This window comes from Siphonobacter sp. SORGH_AS_0500, from assembly GCF_031453245.1.
GTDB lineage: Bacteria > Bacteroidota > Bacteroidia > Cytophagales > Spirosomataceae > Siphonobacter.
Window position 1 is genome coordinate 3,605,173 of sequence record NZ_JAVIYT010000001.1, and the last position, 19,255, is coordinate 3,624,427.

Consider the following 19,255-nt stretch of genomic DNA (forward strand, 5'->3'; position numbering starts at 1 on the left):
TTGTTATTAGCCCTGGCAAACTTACTTTGGTGGAAGAAAAGAGAAGGGGGTACAAAGTGCCAATTAGCAGGGGTATTTGTGACATTTATCCGTTCAACCCAAAGGTTTTCATGCAATTATCCATTCTACTTACCCAGAACCACCGCCTGCTCAGTGTAGCAGCCATCATTGATGTATTCGAAACGACCAATCGTTTTCTGGAAGAAGAAAAGCTGGATCGTCAGTTTGACATTCAGTTCATTGGACTTAATCCTGAATTGCCTTCTAGTTTCAGCCAATACCCCTATCGTGTCCTTTCGGAAGTCCGTGAAAAGAGCGATCTGATCTTTATTCCAGCTTTCAGATCGGATGATATGGCCCAAACCATTCAGGAAAACGCTGAATTTATTGGCTTTCTGCATCGCCAGTTTCAGATGGGAGCCAACCTCATCAGTCTTTGCACGGGCTCCTTTCTCTTGGCTGCGGGAGGCTTACTCAACGGTCGTCAGGCCACGACGCACATTGAAGCCGTTGATGCCTTTGCTCAGTTATTTCCGTCGGTACAGCTTCAACCGCACGCGATCATTACTCAAAGCGAGAATATTTATACCAGTGGCGGAGCAACGAGCAGTTTTCACATGAAGCTGTTACTCATTCAGCAACATTGCGGACGGGAAATGGCGGTACGAATTGCCAAGACATTCGCCATTGATATGGATCGAAACAACCAGTTATATTTTGAGCATTTCAAACCCTCGATTACCAATGATGATGCTCTTGTTCGAACGGTTCAACTGACCATTAATAAACGTTTCGGTGAAATCAAAAATGTAGAAGAAGCCCTGGACGAAGTACCTTCGAGTCGTCGAAATATCATCCGCCGATTTAAGCAGGCCACGGGCATGACACCCATTCGTTATTTGCAAAAAACAAAAATTGAAGCGGCGAAAGGTATGCTCGAAACAACCCATAAAGATATGGTTGAAGTAATGGTCGCGTCGGGTTATAACGATATGAAGAATTTTCGATTACTGTTTAAAAACCTGACCGGGTTAACCCCGAAGGAATACCGCGATAAATTTGGCATCGGCTCCATGATGACCGCCCGACCCGCGTCCGTAGCTCATGAGTAACCTTGTAGAGACGCGACTTCATCGCGTCTGGCAGGGAAATGAAAGCCATACAGAGGTTAATAAAACCACCTCTTCCCCAATGCAAATAAGGTTCACGTAACGAATAATCGCCTCTACCCAGACTCGATGAAGTCGCGTCTCTACCACAACCATCAAATGTAGAGACGCGACTTTATTGCGTCTGGCAGGAAAATGAAAGCCATACAGAGGCTACTAAAACTACCTCATTATTCAAACCCAATGCAAATCAGGTTCACCTAACGAATTATCGCCTCTTCCCAGACGCGATGAAGTCGCGTCTCTACGTTGAAAAATCGGGTTATTACTCTGATTTCAGACTCTTCACCGGATCGGCATTGGCTGCTCGGATGGCCTGACTGCTCACCGTTAAGAAAGCTATGCACACAGCCATTACGCCTGCTCCAGCGAATATCCACCAGCTTAGTTCCGTTCGGTAAGCGAAGCTCGTTAACCACTCGTGCAGAAAATACCAGGCAGCCGGAACGGACAGAACGAAGGCCAGCCCTAACAAGAGCAGAAACTCTTTAGATAATAAAGTAACAATTTGAAGAACCGAGGCTCCCAACACTTTTCGAATCCCTATTTCTTTGGTCCGACGCTCGGCTGAAAAAGTAATCAACCCGAACAATCCCAGACAACTGATCAGAATCGCAATTCCGGTGAAGAGATTGACCAACTTACTAAGGTTCTGTTCTTTCTCGTAAAGCTTAGCGATAGATTCATCAAAAAACTTATAATCAAAACTATAAGCTGGGTACGTTTCCAACCACAATTGTTTGATCTGAGCGAGGGTTGCTGCTGCGGTTTGCAGGTTGCTTAGCTTGATATGAAAATCTCTTTGAGCACTTTTATCATTCATTAACGCTACAGATCCTATTTCTTTGTGTAAGGTCTCAAAGTGAAAATCCTGAATGACTCCCACAATGGGAACAGGCTTATTATCAACTGTCACAAATTTCCCAATCGCCTCCTGCGGGTGCTTGAAGCCCAGGTTTCTGGACATGGTTTTGTTAATTACAAACTCATTGATAGTATCACTTTTCACAAAATTACGCCCTGCCAAAAACTTAAAACCGTAAACAGAGATGTAATGAATATCCCCTGGCTTCAACCCAACAATAAGTGACTTTTTCTCTTTTCCAGTTACAAAATCCAGGAGCATAAACGACTTGCCATCTTGCAGAGGTGACTCGTTTGACAGGCTAACGCCTTCAACTCCGGCAAGCTTTCGAATACGGTCCGCTAAAGTATATCGCTGCCCTTTTTCCTGCTTATACCTGAAGGCTTCATCCGGTAAGTTTACCCGAATGATTGCATCCTTACTAAATCCGAGATCCGAATAAATCATAAAATGCAATTGCCTTCCCATGAATAAAGCGGCAATGATGAATGCCTGAGCTATTGTAAATTGTCCGACAATGAGTCCCCGCCGAAGGCCCATTCTCTGCGACGAAGCCAAGGCCCATTGATTTTTTAAAGCTATTACTGGAGAAAAACCGGAAATAACCAGACCGGGATAAAAACCCGCTAAAAGTGAGGTAAGAAGAGTAATACCTATCAGGAACAGCCAGAATTTCAGTTCACCTAAGGGTAATTGTAACCCTTCGGGTAACAGATCGCTCAGATAAATCAAACCCACTTCGGCCCCAAAGACCGATAACCCTACTCCTATGAGCGTCACTAGCAGCGTCTCGCCTAAGGATTGGAAAATCAGATTCCTTCGACGACTTCCCAGCGTTTTACGAATGCCTATTTCTTTGGCACGCTGGCTAGCGTGAGCAGTATTGAGATTGACAAAATTGATACAGGCTAAAAGTAATAAAGCTACACCAACCACACTCAACCCCACGAGTGTAGGCCGGTGAGCAATCCGGTGTCCAGAGGGATAATTCTGATTAAAATGGACATCGCTTAGTGATTGAAGCCGATAGAAAATATCAAAACTAACAGCATTTTTTGGGGTGTGAGCTGCCACAAAAGTGTTCATGTTTTTAGTTATCCGATCCAGGTTGGCCTCAGGTTGAACTTTAACCAGACACTGAGAAGAAGAATTTACCCCACTCCAGAGTGTTAATCCTAAAACGTCCCGCGAAGGAGCCACATTCCTGTAGGTAGCTAAAGAGATATAGGAAGGAAATTGGAAATCGCTATGCACTACCGGATCCTTGATCAGGCCTGAAACCTGAAGTTGAAGCGTATCAGAATAGATTACCATCTGTAATTCCTGACCAATAACCCATGGTGAAGCCAATCCATACAAACGTTTGGCTTCACTTTCGGTCAACACAATCTGATTCGGTTTCGTCAGAGCAGTCTCGGGTGACCCAATAAGCCACTGAGCAGGCATTATTTTGAAAAAATTTTCATCTACAACTACAGAAAATTCTCCAGAATCAAAGGAATTTTTAAAGTTGATAGTAGCCTGTTTCCCGTGCTTGACAGTAGTCATGGCAGGAATTACCTTATGAAAAGCAGAAACCACTTCAATACCCGGAATTGCTTTTTTAATAATCTCAGGAACGGGTGCTGGTAAGCCACTACTGTGTCCTTCCTCACCACCAAATTTCAAATCGGTTACCAATCGATACATACGTTCATGATCGGGATGGTGGCGATCATAGCTGAATTCTAAATCAACCAATAGAAAAATAACGATACAAGCTGATATGCCGATGGATAATCCCAAGACATTAATGCTACTCGTCAGTCGATTTCGCCAGAAGTTTCGAAAGGCAATTTTGATATAGTTCCTGATCATATGGTTAAGGGGAATTAATAAATTAAACGGGACAAAAAGTCACGGAGTAACCCAGCGGAACTCTATCCAACGCTGCATTACTCCGTGACTTTATAGGCTTTACTCTGACTTCAGACTTTTCACCGGATTCATCAGAGCGGCAGTAATGGCCTGGTAACTCACTGTGATTAGGGTAATAATCAAGGCTCCCATACCTGCGACGATAAACACCCACCAGTGAATGGTCGTACGATACTCATATTTTTCGAGCCAGTCGGCCATGAAGTAATAGGCCATCGGAATGGCAATTCCGCAGGAAAGTAACACCAGCACTATAAAATCTTTTGACAATAGTTGCCACAGACTCAGCACCGAAGCTCCCAATACTTTCCGAACGCCGATTTCTTTGGTTCGCTGTTCGGCAACGAAGGATGCTAACCCGAATAGACCTAAACAGGAAATCAGAATCGCCAAGATGGCAAACAAACCCGCCAGTGTTCCGACTTGCTCCTCAGCAGCAAATTTTTGACCATAACTTGCATCCGCAAATTGATAATCAAAGGGAGCCGCTGGAATGATTCGTTTGAAAACGGCTTCCAGCTTCGCAAGGGATTCATGGGTACTCTTTTCCGAATTGAGTCTGAAAATCATCCAGTTGAAATTATCGATGTGTGGGAAATAGATGGCTGGCTTCACAGGAGCATAGGGTGAACTAACGACCATATCTTTCACGACACCAATAATCGTATAGTCCTTCGCCTCTCCTTTACTACCCCAGGTTATTACTTTACCGACCGGATCTTTGATTCCGGTAAATTGGGCAGCGGATTCATTAAGGATAATGGCAGAAGAATCCGTAGCGTGAGCGGTAGACAAGTCCCGACCTTCAAGAAACTGCCAGCCTACTGTTTTTCCATAGTCATGCGTGATGAAAATTGTGGCGAATTCTACATCCATATTAGGATCTTTTCCCTGCCAGGAGAAGGCTGAACTGTTCGACCAAACATCGGTTAAAGGGCTGGAAGATTCCGTCATTTCCTCAATCGCTCCTATCCTTTTGAGCTCGTTTCGCAGCACATCATATTTACCGAAAAAGTCAGGCGATTTCATCTGAATCATCACTAACCCTTCCCGCTTAAAGCCCGCCGGACGGCTCTTGGAATACTGAACTTGCTGATAAACAATGACGGTTCCGATCATTAGTGTAATGGAAACCGTAAACTGCAATACCACCAGCACCTTACGCGGTAAAGCGGCCATCTGCCCCACCCGAAAGGTACCCTTTAACACTTTCACGGGCTGGAAGGAGGATAGATATAAGGCCGGGTAACTCCCCGCTAGTAAGCTGGTGAGGAGCATAAATCCAATACTAAAGAGCCAGAAATAGGGATTTTTCCAAAGAAAGGTAATTTCCTTATTAGCGACCTGATTGAACCAGGGCAGCGAAATTTCCACTATCAAAATGGCTAAGGCAAAAGCCAACAGAACCACCAGCAGGGATTCCGTGAAAAACTGAGTAATTAGCTGCTGACGAATCGATCCAATGGCTTTGCGAATGCCTACTTCTTTGGCTCGTTTTTCGCTCCGGGCCGTGCTCAGGTTCATAAAATTAATGCAAGCCAGTAGTAATACGAAAACACCAATGATGGCAAATAACCAGACGTATTCGATAGCTCCGCCCGTTTGGTATCCTTTCTTATCCCAATTCGAGTACAAGTGCCATTGGGTCATAGGATGTACAAAAATGGCGGCTTTGTACCTTTGATCCTCCTTACTTACTTTATTGAATTTAACATTGACAATAGCCCGGCTCACGGTTTCAAAATCGGTATGATCAGCGATTTGGACGAAGAGTTGAAAGGAATTATTACCCCATTGCGTTTTTGCCCGTTGCAGCCAGTGTTCGCTTGTTACATACAAATCCCAGGGAGCTATGAAGTTTACTTCCCGAAACCGGGAATGGTTAGGTACGTTTTCGTAAACGCCCGTTACTTTAACTTCCAACTTATTATCGATTCTTAAAACCTTATTTATAGGATCCATATTCCCAAATAAGGATTGAGCCGTTGATTCTGAGAGGAGAATGGAATGCGGGTCTTTTAATCCCTCCAGCGTACCACGCTTCATTCGTAGCGACAAGATCTTGGGAGCATCAATCCCCATGTACAAGCCCGAAGGCGACAGTTTTTTATCGCCATACGTCAGAATATGACTGCCTTCCCAGGAAGCTGAAGCGAGATACTTGAAATACCCCCCGTAAGTATCCCGTAGTTCTTTCTCTAAAGGAAAAGGAATAGCCATTTGCGTACCTACTTCACCGTTAAGCGTTTGCTGCTGCATGACTTGCCCTACCCGATCATAATTCTGTTGATGGGTATCATACGAAAGCTCATCGTGAATCCACAAGCCGATCAGCAAAGCAACGGACATTCCCACGGCTAATCCACCGACGTTAATAAAGGAATATACCTTATTTTTTAACAGGTTACGAATGGCGATGAGGAAGTAGTTACGTAGCATAGTATTGATTTTTAACCCCAGCGTTACTAGGAGTGGTTAGACTGTTTCAATCAGGTATCTATCGACAATTACTTGCAGCGAATCTGAGTAACGCTACGTTTACTTACGTTTATTCCGATTTCAGACTTTTCACCGGATTAACCAAAGCCGCCTTGACGCTCTGAAAACTTACTGTAATGAGAGCAATGGCAATGGCCAGCAAACCTGCCACCGCAAACACCCACCATTCCAGCGAAATGCGGTAGGCAAAATCCTGAAGCCATTCGTTCATGGCGTACCAGGCCAGCGGAATAGCCATCAGAAAGGCAATACCTACCAGTTTAAGAAAATCGCGGGAGAGCAGGGCCAGAATACTCCCCGTTGAAGCCCCTAATACTTTACGAACGCCAATCTCTTTCGTCCGTTGCTGGGCAGTGAACGTGGCTAAGCCAAAGAGTCCCAGGCAAGCTACGAAGATGGTTAAACCCGCAAAAATGCTCAGGATCGTTCCCGTTTTCTGTTCCTCCTGATACGTATTCGAAAAACGATCATTCAGGAAAGAATAACTGAAAGGCACCTCCGAAGGGTAACGGTTCCATTCCCGTTGCATGGTTTGCAGTAAGCCCGCCAGATCTCTGGTTTTCGTTTTGATAATCAGGTTCCCTGCCTGGCTATTCTGAATCATAACCAGCGGAGTAATAAGCTCGTGTAAGGACCGAAAATGAAAGTCTTTCACCACACCAATAACCCGATAGGTGGTAGCTATTCCATTATTTTCCCGGCTCGTTACCGTACGACCAAGCACATTACCTTTCCAGCCCAGCGAGCGAACGGCCGCTTCGTTAAGAATAATACCCGATGAATCGGTAGCGAACTTTTCGGAAAAATTCCGCCCTTCTACGACCTGAATACCCAATGTTGGAATGTACTGTGGATCAACATCGTACCGCAGGGTTTTAACGAGCAAGTCGGGGTTACGATCGGGAGCTACAAAGAAGTTATTATTACTGCTGGGTCCTGCCGGAATAAATTCGGAAGAGCTAATGGACTGTATGCGTGAATCGCCTGATAATCGCTGACGAAACGCCGCCTGGTTCTGATGTAAAGCCCAGGTTTCGGGCAGAATGATTACTTCTTCTTTCTGATAGCCCAGTTCCTTATGTTCAATAAACGAGAGCTGACGATAGACCACCGTTGTGCAAATCATCAGGGCAATGGATATGAAGAACTGAAACACGACAAGTCCATTTCTAAAACTCAGACTTCCCTGCCCCATTTTAATCGTATTCCCTCCACCTTTCAAAACGGATAAAGGCTTAAAGGAAGAAAGGAAAAACGCGGGGTAACTGCCCGCCAGTAAACCCACTACTACTACCAGTAAGACCAAGCCCAGTAAGATAAGTGGGTTAATTAGAAGTGGGATTCCTAAATGCTTCCCTGACAGTTGGTTAAAGGCGGGTAGAGCCAGATCGACCATCCATAACGCCAGAAATAAGGCAATACCCGTCAGTAAAATGGATTCAAACAAAAACTGACGCATTAACTCCGACTGAGCCGAGCCTAATACCTTGCGAATGCCTACTTCGCGAGCTCGCTTGGAGGCCCCTGCCGAAGACAAATTCATAAAGTTGATGCAGGCAACGAGTAACATCAACAGAGCGATGGCCCCGGCGATGTACACCGTCTGGGCATTTCCGGGAGCAGAAAGATCGTAGGGAAAATCAGAATGCAGGTGAATGTCGGTGATGGGTTGCAGAAACAGCCCCACTGAGTTACCCTTTTTCCAGAAATCTGCATAGCTCATGCCAAAGGCTTTTTCCAATTGCGGCCCGAGTTTTGAAGCAACGACCTTTGGTAATTTGGCTTCCAGCTTTTTGTAGTCCGATCCTTCCCGGAGGACGAGATAGGTAAAAAACTCGGAGGTCATCCAGGAGTTAGACTGAGCTTCGGCCAAACCTGCCATTGAAGCCAGCATGTCGAAATGAACGTGTGAATTTTCGGGAATGTCCTGCATGACACCCGTTACCTGAAAAGAGCTTTTCCAGTCTTTTATTTCCAGCACTTTTCCAACGGGGTCGGCCTCACCGAAATATTTTCGAGCCACCGTCTCCGAGATTACTATCGACGAAGGTTTAATCAGAGCCGTCTTCGGATTACCTTTTAAAAGAGGCAAAGTAAAGACCTGAAAAATGTTTGAATCGGCATAAACCAGTACACTTTCCCGCAGACTCTTGTTCCCATAACTTACGAAAGGCTTTCCGGCCATGCGGAAGCGAGTGGCCTGTTCCACCTCAGGAAAGGTACTTCTCAGCGTACGAGCCGTTGGAGGCATGACGTGAGCGTCTTTGATGGCTCCGCCCTGGGTATTTCCCCTAAATACCACCCGAACGATGCGATCTGCTTTTTCGTGAAAGCGATCATAACTTAGCTCATCCGTTACAAAAAGCATAATCAGCAGACAGGTGGCCAGCCCTAAAGCCAACCCCGTAATATTAATCAGCGTGAAGGCCCGATTCCGAACCAAATTCCGCCAGGCAACGATGAAGTAGTTTCTAAGCATAACTCGCGATTCTTTTGCCAGGGGTGTTCAATTTTTATGCCGCAATCCTATATTTCTATACAATAATCTGATTATCAGTAATTTAATATTTAAAAAAGGATTTTGTTGTTCGATAATGAACAGTCAGTAGTTCGATACCGGACAGCACATTACTTCTATCCAGACGCGACTGCATCGTCCGCAGTCGCTCGGCTCTGCCGAGTGACAACCTGGCTGTAGACCTCTGGCCGTCTGATGCTAAGAAATCACTAGTGTAGCTGAACGTTTGTTGGGGGGATAAACCATTTCATTACCTATTTCTCGCCATGGCTGGTGTCTCCACCAGACATTCATAAAAGCATAATGGTTGAGTGGGGATACCAACTTGGGCAGTAGAAATCTGACGGATAACAAAAACCGCCTCTACCCAGACGCGATTAATCGCGTCTCTACTACTTGGCTCGTTGAAGTGAGAGACTATTTTATGACCTATTTATTTGATTCCATTTCTCACCAATAATCAGCCGCTACCCATCCAATTGGCATATATTTTTCGCTAATTTTATAAATACTACACCTGTCTATTTGACACTTTGTCATTACAGCAGTCGTGTATTCAACCGAAAGAAAAAAGTATATGGCCTTCATTGATTATTATCAGATTTTGGGTCTGGATAAATCTGCTTCCGACGACGCCATTAAGAAAGCGTATCGGAAACTGGCCCGAAAATACCATCCTGACGTTAACCCTAACGACGCCGAAGCTACGCTTAAATTTCAGCAGGTAAATGAAGCGAATGAGGTTTTGAGCGATCCTGAGAAAAGAAAAAAATACGACAAGTACGGGGAGAACTGGCAGCAAGCCGAGCAATACGAAGCCTACGAACAGGCCCGACGAGCTCAGGGAGCCAACGCCGGAGCTAGTGGTGGTTCTGGAGGGGGCGGCGGTAGCTGGTTTGGCGGTGACGCTGGTGACTATTCCGAATTTACGGGAGATAATTTCTCTGACTTCTTCCAGTCGATGTTTGGCAATCAGGGTGGAAGTAGCCGCCGGACGCAGTCGCGTTTCCGTGGACAGGATTATAACGCCGAACTCCAGTTAAATCTCCGGGACGTTTATGAAACGCACAAGCAAACCCTTACCGTCAATGGCAAGAATATTCGCATTACCATTCCGGCGGGCGTTGCTCATGAACAGGTCATTAAGCTTAAGGGGTACGGTGCTCCAGGACAAAATGGCGGGCCGGACGGCGATCTGTACATTACTTTTAAAATTGCCGAAGACCCCGTTTTCAAACGTCAGGGTAATGACTTACAAGCCACTTTTGACCTGGACTTATACACGGCTATTCTGGGCGGTGATGTAACGATTGAGACGCTCAATGGCAAGGTTAAAATTCCCATTAAGCCAGAAACGCAGAACGGAACGAAAGTCCGGTTGCGGGGCAAGGGCTTTCCCGTGTACAAAAAAGAAGGTGAGTTTGGTGATTTGATTATTACCTGGAATATCAAAATACCTACGAACCTGACGGACCGACAAAAGGAATTGTTTAAGGAAATAGCTCAATTGTAAGATGGCAACAACAGAATGGATTACCCTCCGCGACTGCTGCTCGCATTACGATATCGAAATCACTTTTGTGGAATCGTTACAGGATTACGGCTTACTCGAATTAACGAATATTCAGGAAGTTACTTACATCCATGAAGATACTATTCCCCGGCTGGAGAAGTTCATCCGGCTGCATTACGACCTGAACATTAACCTCGAAGGGCTGGACGTCATCGCCAATCTGATTGAGAAGGTGGAATCGCTTCAGCGGGAAATTTCTTTGCTAAGAAATAACATTTACGGCACTACTCGGGTTTAATTACTGTTCAGTATATAAGTACACTTATTAAGTGTTCGTTTATTTACTTTAAGTACTTGATACCATGAAAACATTAGAAAATAAAGTTGCTTTAGTAACGGGTGCTGGTTCGGGCATTGGTCGTGCCATTGCTCTTTCCTATGCTAAAGAAGGAGCCAAAGTAGTCGTTTCAGATATTAATGAAAACGGCGGTAATGAAACCGTTTCACTCATCCAGCAGGCGGGCGGCGATGCTTTTTTCGTGAAAGCCGATACGTCCAAGCCCGAAGAGAACGAAGCCCTGGTCAAACAAACGCTGGATACATACGGTGCTCTACACATCAGTTGTAATAACGCCGGAGTAGGCGGACCTTCGGCTCCCGTGGGCGAGTATGATATTGCAGCCTGGGATAAGGTCATCAGCATTAACCTTTCGGGTGTTTTTTATGGCATGCGTTACCAGATTCCGGCTATTCTGCAATCAGGTGGTGGTTCGGTTGTAAACATTGCCTCGATTTTAGGACAGGTGGGTTTTGCAAATTCTTCCGCCTATGTAGCGGCCAAACACGGCGTGGTAGGTCTGACCAAAAATGCGGGTCTGGAGTACGGTACGAAAGGGGTTCGGGTGAATGCCGTAGGTCCTGCCTTTATTAATACTCCGCTGATTTCCCAGAATATGAATCAGGACGCCATTGATGCTTTATCGGCCAAACACGCCATGAATCGCCTGGGTACGCCCGAAGAAGTAGCAGAAATTGTCCTCTGGTTAAGTTCAGATAAAGCATCATTTGTAACAGGTGCTTATTATCCAGTAGACGGTGGTTATCTGGCTCAGTAAGGTTTGAATAACCTAAAATAAGTTTCAGAGAAGTTTAAGAAGCGGTTAGTAAGCAAATCAAGCTTACTAACCGCTTTCTGATTTTTATACGGCTACCTCCACCGCTACCATCGTGGCCCGGCCACGATGGCGATGACTGAACTAGAATCATTTTTGTCTTAAAACCGACCTGCCTTTAGATACCTTTTCAAAATCCCAATCAGTGGTTTTAGCGATTCGGGTAAAGTTTGATCGGTGTATTCAGCGGTATACGTTTGCTGCTGGTCTTCCACTAGCAAATAATAATGGTAGCCGTCCCGGTGCTTTCCAGAATCCTGATCCGCCTGATTCCAGTCCGTTCTTTGGACAGAATCCCGAATGGTATCCGCCTCTTCGGGTTCGAGTGCGTGCGTGTCCAGCGTGCATTCTTTCAATGCCCCCATAAAGCCGCCAGACTGTTTGAGCTGAACTTTCATGCTTCTATACCGTCAATCCTACCGTTTTCCAAGCATTCTGAACTACTTTTTTCTCAGCTTCGCCAAAAAGACTCCCTGCATTCTGAATCGTTAATCGGGCACAGTCTTTAAACTGACTGGAGCTGGTTAATTGCAGCAGGGTATCATACCAGATGCGGCCCGCTACTTCCCAGGCGTTACCTCCCAATTCAGTAGCTACCAACGCAAAAACCCGGTTTGGAATACCCGAGTTGATATGAACGCCATTGTTATCGTAAGGTCCAGTATATAAGTTATTCATGTGCCCAGGCTGTGGATCGGTGCCTAAATCGGGGTCATCTACGTAAGCTTTGCCCGGATTCAGCATATCACGGATGCCGCGACGTGTTTCTGCTGGAACTAATACTTCTGAGCCAATCGTCCAGTTGGCAGTTGCGGCACTTTCCTGCTTTTTCCATTGACGAATCAGAATGCCAAAAACGTCCGAGAAGTGCTCGTTCAATGCTCCCGGCTGACCGTAATAATTCAGGTTGCTGGTAAACGACTGAACGCCATGCGTTAACTCATGCCCTACCACGTCCAGGGATTGCGTAAACCGGTTAAAGATAATTCCATCTCCATCACCGTAGGCCATCAACTCCCCGTTCCAAAAAGCATTACTCATGGGTACGTAACCACCCCGATAGTCCGATTCAGCGACGTGAACGGTAGAAATCAGCGTCATGCCTTTGTCATCGAGTGAATTGCGTTGAAACAGCTTTTCAAAGAAGTCATACGTGTCCCCCGAGTAATCGTACGCCTCATTTACCGCCACATCTTCTCCAGCGGGCTCGCCTTCTTTTCGGACAATGGTATTCATCAGATTATCCGTCTGACGGGCATCATAAATCAAACGATTTTTGCCCTGCTCGGCAGATAAGGCATAAACCATTAAACTAGGAAAAGACTGAGCAAATTTACGCTCCGCCCGAAAAGCCGCCGAAATTTTGAGCGTAGCCAGAGCCCGGTCCCGTATTTCAGGATTTGATGACCGAACCAGTTGATCCGTCATGTAAGGCGGCACAATACAATGAATGGAGTGACGATGAGGTTGGTTACACATACAAGCCAGGTTCAAAGATTGGTAGAATTTTAGGTAGACATTAGCTTCCCTCAATTTATGAAAAAAACCGGCCCAAGATAAATTTTAACACGGTTGCCCCAACTCAGCAGCGGTCATCGTGCCCCAACCAACTTTTTCCGCTGACAGCAACAACCTAACCATACTAACTCTATAATCCCTAACTCCTGCTGCCAGCAAAAAGCTAGCCGGGCCACGATGGCAGCGGTCAGGTAAGTCACCCATTACCTAAAAAGTAGACATTCACTCCTATTGCTCTATCCAGTTTTAGACATAAAAAATCTGGGTGTTAGACTAGTCCAGCCACCCAGATTTAAAAGGCACTCTTATTGGTTTTTACTCATCAGCGATCCCGCGTTTTCGCAGTCCGGGTCGGTAGGCCAGATAGAATACCTGCGGCAATACAATCAGCGAAAGAATCATACAGATGATCAATCCCCCTACGATCATAATGGCCAGCGGTTTCTGAATTTCGGAGCCCATACCGGTGGACATGGCTGCTGGTAATAGCCCCGCCGAACCCATTACGGCAATCATAAAGACTGGACGAATCCGCGAAAAAACGCCTTCTTTAATGGCTTTTTTCAGTGTATATCCCCTTCGTAATAGATCTTTCATAACCCCGATGAGAATAATTCCGTCGATGGTTCCTACCCCAAAAAGAATGATGAAACCGATTCCTGCCGAGATTCCAAAAATGGTGTTCGTCAAATAAAGCGAAAGGAATCCGCCGACAAAGGCAAACGGAATGGTTACCAGCGAAATCATTGTGTCTTTGAGATTTCCGAAGTTGATGTACAACAGAAAGAAAATCATTAACAACGAAATGGGAACGATGACTGCTAAACGACCCGTGGCCCGCTGCTGACTTTCAAATTCCCCCGCCCAACTCATCTGATACGAATCGGGCAAGGTTACCTTTTCTTTTACCTTCTGCTGAGCCTCTTGGATGGTGCTTCCCAAATCGCGGCCCCGAACGGAGAAACCAATAGCAATGTAACGACTACTGCCTTCTCGGTAAATAAAGGCGGGTCCCGTATGGAAAGAAATATCCGCAATTTCATACAGTGGCACCTTCGAAGTTCCGTTCGCTGGCACCAGAATGTTAGCAATCTCTTTTTCTGACTGCCGGAACGACTCTGCGTAGCGAATCCGAATGTCAAACAGGCGTTCATTTTCGTAAAAATGGGAGGCCCCTTTTCCGCCAATGGCCATTTCGATCACGGACTGGGCATCGGCCATGCTTACCCCGTAACGGCCCATGCGTTTTTCATCGAACTTGACGCGTAATTCGGGCGAACCAATGTTTCGAAATACGTTCAAATCCTGCACGCCGGGCACATCTTTAATCGCTGCCGCAATCTGGTCAGCCGTTTTTTCGAGCTGGAATAAATCGTCTCCAAACACTTTCACCACCAGTGAACTTTTCACACCTGCCACGTATTCCTCGACGTTATCCATAATCGGCTGACTAAAACTAAAAATGGTTCCGGGATAGATACTGAGTGATTTTTCCATTTCTTCTAATAACTCTTCCTTGGAAATTTTCCGTTTCCAGTGATCCTTCGGGTGCAACTGCACGTGGAATTCTACGTTGAAAAATCCGGTTGGATCGGTTCCGTCATTGGGGCGGCCCGTCTGCGTTAATACGAAGCGAACCTCTTCAAACGAGCGAAATTTCGCCTTCATTTCTTTGGTTAGCTTTACTGATTCCTGAAGGCTGACGCTATTGGGTAAAGTAGCTCGAATGTACAAAGCTCCTTCGTTGAGTTTGGGGATGAATTCAGAGCCCAACCGACCAAAACTTAATACACAGATGGCAAATGCTCCAATAAAAATGGAGATGGTTGTTTTAGGCATTTTGAATGCTCCCGCAAAGAGTTTATAAATGCCATTGCGGAAGAAATCAGTAATCGGGTTTTCGGGGTCTTTGATGTTTTTCGTCAACAATACCTTACACATGGCAGGCACATAAGTCAAGCTCAACAGGGCCGAACCAATCAGGGCATAACCCAGCGTGAAAGCCAGTGGTGTAAACATCTTGCCTTCCACTTTCTGAAACGTGAAAATGGGTAACAGGGCTACAATCAGGATAATCTGAGCGAAGAAGATGGACTTGGCTACCGTACGGGCACTTTGCTTGATAATCCCTAGTTTGGAGATTTTATTAAATCGTTCCATGCCCAATTCGTGAGCCCGCCTGTCCAGCCCCACAAAGACGGTTTCTACGATCACCATCGTCCCTTCCAACAGCAAGCCAAAATCGACCGCCCCAATGGAAATCAGGTTGGCTGGAATGCCCTGAACGCGTAGCATAATGATGGCGAAGAGGAAAGCCAGCGGAATGACCGAAGCGACGATTACTGTGGTTCGCCAGTTGACCAGAAAGATGAAAACGAACACCGAAACCAGCACGATTCCTTCAACGAGGTTATGCGTCACGGTATCCACCGTTGTACTTACCAATTCAGAACGATCGTGGAAAGGCTCAATTTTTACGCCTTTGGGTAAAATCCGATGGTTGAGATCTTCAATTTTCAACTTCAGATTTTCAATCACCTTGCTTGGGTTTTCGCCGCGTAACATAATCACTACGCCCTCCACCAGATCATCTTCATCCTGTAAACCCACCTGCCCCAAACGCGGCTTGGCCGTAATGGATACTTTCGCCACATTACCAACGGTTACGGGGGTGCCGTTTACGTTTTCGATAAGGATGTTCTCAATATCCGCCGTACTTTCCAGCAAACCTACGCCCCGAACGGCATAAGCCTGATTGCCTTTGGTGATGACATCGCCCCCAACGTTGATATTACTCTTGGAGACGGCTTCGAAAACATCTAGCGAAGTCAGGTTATAGTTGGCTAATTCGACGGGATCTACCTGAATTTCATAGATCTTTTCTTCACCGCCAAAACTCACAACCTGAGCCACACCGGGCACGCCTACTAATTCGCGTTCAACAACCCATTCCTGTAAAGCAGAAAGCTCCCGAATGGGTAAATCACCTTTCAGCACGTAACGAAAAATCTCACCCGTAGCTCCGGCGGGAGGTTCAATTCCGGCATTGGCTCCTTCGGGTAAATTGACGTTATTAATCCGGTTGGAAGCATATTGCTGAGCGTAAAAATCATCGACGCGTTCATCAAACAGTACCGTTACTACTGATAACCCGAATAGTGAAACGGAACGTACTTCAGTCTTTTTCGGAATCGTATTCATTTCCCGGGTAATGGGCAATGTTACGAATTTTTCTACCTCCTCCGCACTGCGTCCGGGCCACTGAGTAATGATCCGTACCCGTGTATTGGTTACGTCGGGGAAGGCTTCAATGGGAGTATTTATGTAGCTAATGACCCCTGCTCCTACCAGCAAAAAGGTCATAAAAAAGACCAGAATGTGGTTTTTGAGGGAAAAGGCTACAATCTTTTCGACAAATTTGGACATAACGCTACGAGCCTCAATTTGCGGCTTTAATTTGCTTCAATTGGTTATACACCAGCAGTTGATTCTTTACTAGGATTTTTTCTCCAACCTGAATGCCCCCCTGGAAATAGGTAGAGTCAGCGTTTTGAAAAAGTGGCGTCAGATGGACAAGTTTGAGGTGGCATTCATCCTCATACTGAACCACGAAGTAGCGATCGTCATCAAATACTACGGCTTTGGTCGGCACTGCCAGGGTCGTTTCTTTGCCCGTTTTCTGAACCCGAATAATCACAAACATTTCAGGTTTGAGTAATAGGCCGGGATTATCCAGAAAAATCTGGGCTTTCAGCACGCGTTCATTTGGATCGAAGACATTCGCAAAACGGCTGATTTTTCCGTGAAAAACGGTGTTCGGATACGCCGTCGTCGTAATTTCTACGGGCATTCCTTCTTTTACCTGATCCAGTTGCCCGGCGTATATATTGGCCGTCACCCATACCTGTTTCAGGTCAGAAATGGTGAATAAGGCTTCCGTTCCGGCTTCTACCTGTTGCCCGACCACGATGTTTTTTTCAACGATATATCCATTGCTGGCGGCCCGAACTACTAATACGCCTTTTTCCAGACTTCCACCGTAAAGATTCAGGGTTTCCTGGGCTTTAATGATGCTTTGCTTGGCTACGTCTACTTCACTTTCCGCCTGCACGAGTTCTTTCTCTGTTGCCAGTTTGTCCTCATACATATCCTTCACGGAGGATAGATTTCGCTCTGCCGTTCGCAGCGTAGCCTGAGCCGTTTTTAACTCCGAACTCAGATTCGTTAATTCCGAACTCCGCAGTTCCAGTAATACCTGGCCTTGTTTCACATAGTCGCCCAGAGCAAAGTTTACCTTACTGACTACGCCATCCAGCAAAGGCACGAACTTCACCACTCTGTCGGGGTTATAGTTGACTTTACCCGTCAGTGAGATTTTCTGAATTGGCGTCGAAGCATGAACTTCTGTAGTTTGTGCCGTTACTTCTTTGGCGAAACAATTCGTAGAGTCTGCCTTTGGAGCAGCCGTTTGGGTCTGTGGTTCTGGTTTTTGGTGGCAACTCAGAACCAGCCCGCCTAACAGAGCTACTATCAGGCCATTGAGTGTAGAATACATTAGCTTCATGGTAGGTCTGTTCCAGCTAAATAATTAAGTTCTTCCAATGAGTTTCGTAGATTTTTATTGGCCTTCAGCAGCGTTTCGCGGTTGGCCCGAAAGGCTTCGAAGTAGTTGAGGAACTCCAGCAGACTAATGTTTTTCTTCTGAAAATTCCGACTGACGGATTCGCTCAAATCGTTGAGTTCGGTAGCGTAACGGGCATCCAGCCGTTCGTAGAAATCACTCGATGCTACGAAATTGGCGTAGGCTTTAAAGAGTTGATTTTGCCACTCATTCCGAGCCTCCTGTAACTGGTGACTGGTCTTTTCGATTTCAATTTTGCTGGAAAGAATATTGCCTTTGTTCCGGTCGAAAACGGGTATATCTGCTGAAACGCCAAAGCCGAGAAAATCCAGCATGGTATTGCCGTTGCGGTCATACCCTGCCTTTAGCGTTAAGTCCGGTGTCTTCCTGGCTTGTTCGTAGTAATGTTGAGCTTTCGCGTAGTCCACCTCGCTTTGAGCCGCCCGCAAGCGTGGGGGATCTTCACTTACCCGCTGTTTGAAAAACTGAAAACCGCCCTGCTTCAATGCGGCATAGGCCGGTAGAGCAGACCCATCATTAATAATCAGATACGTTTCTGCAGGCAAGGCCATTAGCGTTTTGAGCTGCTGCTGGGATTGCTGTATTTCGTTTTCCCGCTCCCGCACATCATCCATTAGTTCCAGCTCCAGAGACTTAATTCTGAAGTATTCAGCCTTGGACAAGTTACCGTTCTGGTATTGCCGTTCCTGAGCCCGAAGCACCTCGGAAAGAATCGTTAACTGGTTGTTCAATAACTGTTTTTCCTGCTGATCGTAGGTTAATTCGGTCAGCAGATTACGGAATTCTGCTTTGAGCGAAACCAGTAAATCAAGGAAATACTGCTCCGAACGATCGCGGTTCACTTTTTCAATGGCTACCATCTTGCGACGTTTGCCCGCCGTCAGGATGAGTTGCTCCAGATCAAAAGCGAACTGCTGATTCCGACCAAAGTTTTTCCCTAGGGGCGGCACGACTTCTTCGCCCCGCGTTTGTCGCTGAGTAGCCCAAAGATTAACCTGATCAATAGAAAAGTTAGGGTTGGGCCAGGCTTTCGCCTGTAGTATCTGAGCTTCCGCCTGTGAAATCGTTAGCTTTTCAGCGATGAGACGCAGGTTTTTAGTCAGAAAAAGCTGTTCAGCCTGGCTCCGGGACACACGCATGGTATCTACCGGAACCGTCTGAGCCCAACTGTTGCCTATCGTGAGTAGAAAAAAGAAAAAAAAGAGGAAACGCATGGTGTACCGATTACAATATCAGTACAAAACAGCATCGGCAACATTAAGGCGAAATTAACGGGAGTATTAGAAGTGGATTGGAAGTAGATTAGAGTTCTTTAATCTAGTCTGGTTTGTAGCGTTTGAGAGTATCTAATAAGTAACCTATTACGCCCCGTCTGTCAACCCTAATGCTTGGTTATGGTTACTCTTTGCAAAGAAACGTTTCCCATTCTTACAGAGGGTCCT

At 45.9% G+C, this 19,255-nt stretch carries 12 protein-coding genes; 4 read left to right on the forward strand and 8 right to left on the reverse strand.

The features are described from left to right. The first annotated feature begins 110 nt into the window (after nt 1–110). The gene (locus QE357_RS15405; protein WP_309709210.1) at nt 111–1,112 is read left to right on the forward strand and encodes a helix-turn-helix domain-containing protein; all 1,002 of its coding nucleotides are present in this window, start codon (nt 111–113) and stop codon (nt 1,110–1,112) included. Nucleotides 1,113–1,434: 322 nt separating this feature from the next. On the opposite strand, the gene QE357_RS15410 is transcribed toward QE357_RS15405, so the two are convergent. The 3 genes from QE357_RS15410 to QE357_RS15420 form a co-directional block, all read right to left on the reverse strand. After that, nucleotides 1,435–3,891, reverse strand: a complete 2,457-nt coding sequence (locus tag QE357_RS15410) for an ABC transporter permease (RefSeq protein WP_309709215.1) — start codon at nt 3,889–3,891, stop codon at nt 1,435–1,437. Nucleotides 3,892–3,990: 99 nt separating this feature from the next. Further along, complete coding sequence (locus tag QE357_RS15415) at nt 3,991–6,390, reverse strand: ABC transporter permease (RefSeq protein ID WP_309709218.1); 2,400 nt, start codon at nt 6,388–6,390, stop codon at nt 3,991–3,993. Between the two features lie 109 nt (nt 6,391–6,499). After that, nucleotides 6,500–8,929 (reverse strand): ABC transporter permease, encoded by a 2,430-nt coding sequence (locus QE357_RS15420; RefSeq protein WP_309709221.1) that lies wholly within the window; start codon nt 8,927–8,929, stop codon nt 6,500–6,502. Nucleotides 8,930–9,545: 616 nt separating this feature from the next. Between QE357_RS15420 and QE357_RS15425 the strand changes: the two genes are divergently transcribed. The 3 genes from QE357_RS15425 (at nt 9,546) to QE357_RS15435 (ending at nt 11,596) form a co-directional block, all read left to right on the forward strand. Continuing rightward, on the forward strand, nt 9,546–10,481 hold the full coding sequence (locus tag QE357_RS15425) for a J domain-containing protein (RefSeq protein ID WP_307140866.1): 936 nt from the start codon (nt 9,546–9,548) through the stop codon (nt 10,479–10,481). Between the two features lies 1 nt (nt 10,482). Beyond that, on the forward strand, nt 10,483–10,779 hold the full coding sequence (locus QE357_RS15430) for a chaperone modulator CbpM (protein WP_307140867.1): 297 nt from the start codon (nt 10,483–10,485) through the stop codon (nt 10,777–10,779). Between the two features lie 64 nt (nt 10,780–10,843). After that, nucleotides 10,844–11,596: a glucose 1-dehydrogenase gene (locus QE357_RS15435; protein ID WP_309709226.1), complete on the forward strand. Its 753-nt coding sequence runs from the start codon at nt 10,844–10,846 to the stop codon at nt 11,594–11,596. A 158-nt stretch (nt 11,597–11,754) separates the two neighbouring features. On the opposite strand, the gene QE357_RS15440 is transcribed toward QE357_RS15435, so the two are convergent. From QE357_RS15440 to QE357_RS15460, 5 genes are all read right to left on the reverse strand, one after another. Continuing rightward, on the reverse strand, nt 11,755–12,051 hold the full coding sequence (locus tag QE357_RS15440; protein ID WP_307140869.1) for a protealysin inhibitor emfourin: 297 nt from the start codon (nt 12,049–12,051) through the stop codon (nt 11,755–11,757). Nucleotides 12,052–12,055: 4 nt separating this feature from the next. Next, complete coding sequence (locus tag QE357_RS15445; RefSeq protein WP_309709229.1) at nt 12,056–13,132, reverse strand: M4 family metallopeptidase; 1,077 nt, start codon at nt 13,130–13,132, stop codon at nt 12,056–12,058. A 354-nt stretch (nt 13,133–13,486) separates the two neighbouring features. Continuing rightward, a complete protein-coding gene (locus QE357_RS15450; protein WP_309709232.1) occupies nt 13,487–16,597 on the reverse strand; it encodes a CusA/CzcA family heavy metal efflux RND transporter in 3,111 nt (1,036 codons plus the stop codon). A gap of 13 nt (nt 16,598–16,610) precedes the next feature. Then, nucleotides 16,611–17,735 carry an efflux RND transporter periplasmic adaptor subunit gene (locus QE357_RS15455; RefSeq protein ID WP_309709235.1) on the reverse strand — a complete coding sequence of 375 codons (1,125 nt, stop codon included), beginning with the start codon at nt 17,733–17,735 and terminating at the stop codon, nt 16,611–16,613. Further along, nucleotides 17,732–19,027 carry a TolC family protein gene (locus tag QE357_RS15460; protein ID WP_309709238.1) on the reverse strand — a complete coding sequence of 432 codons (1,296 nt, stop codon included), beginning with the start codon at nt 19,025–19,027 and terminating at the stop codon, nt 17,732–17,734. Before QE357_RS15460 ends, QE357_RS15455 begins: the two co-directional genes overlap by 4 nt. Nucleotides 19,028–19,255 lie beyond the last annotated feature (228 nt).

Coding starts and splice junctions, on each gene's coding strand:
- QE357_RS15425 (WP_307140866.1), top strand. CDS start 9,546: ATGGCCTTCATTGATTATTATCAGATTTTGGGTCTGGATAAATCTGCT.
- QE357_RS15410 (WP_309709215.1), bottom strand. CDS start 3,891: ATGATCAGGAACTATATCAAAATTGCCTTTCGAAACTTCTGGCGAAAT.
- QE357_RS15435 (WP_309709226.1), top strand. CDS start 10,844: ATGAAAACATTAGAAAATAAAGTTGCTTTAGTAACGGGTGCTGGTTCG.
- QE357_RS15440 (WP_307140869.1), bottom strand. CDS start 12,051: ATGAAAGTTCAGCTCAAACAGTCTGGCGGCTTTATGGGGGCATTGAAA.
- QE357_RS15420 (WP_309709221.1), bottom strand. CDS start 8,929: ATGCTTAGAAACTACTTCATCGTTGCCTGGCGGAATTTGGTTCGGAAT.
- QE357_RS15455 (WP_309709235.1), bottom strand. CDS start 17,735: ATGAAGCTAATGTATTCTACACTCAATGGCCTGATAGTAGCTCTGTTA.
- QE357_RS15415 (WP_309709218.1), bottom strand. CDS start 6,390: ATGCTACGTAACTACTTCCTCATCGCCATTCGTAACCTGTTAAAAAAT.
- QE357_RS15450 (WP_309709232.1), bottom strand. CDS start 16,597: ATGTCCAAATTTGTCGAAAAGATTGTAGCCTTTTCCCTCAAAAACCAC.
- QE357_RS15405 (WP_309709210.1), top strand. CDS start 111: ATGCAATTATCCATTCTACTTACCCAGAACCACCGCCTGCTCAGTGTA.
- QE357_RS15460 (WP_309709238.1), bottom strand. CDS start 19,027: ATGCGTTTCCTCTTTTTTTTCTTTTTTCTACTCACGATAGGCAACAGT.
- QE357_RS15445 (WP_309709229.1), bottom strand. CDS start 13,132: ATGTGTAACCAACCTCATCGTCACTCCATTCATTGTATTGTGCCGCCT.
- QE357_RS15430 (WP_307140867.1), top strand. CDS start 10,483: ATGGCAACAACAGAATGGATTACCCTCCGCGACTGCTGCTCGCATTAC.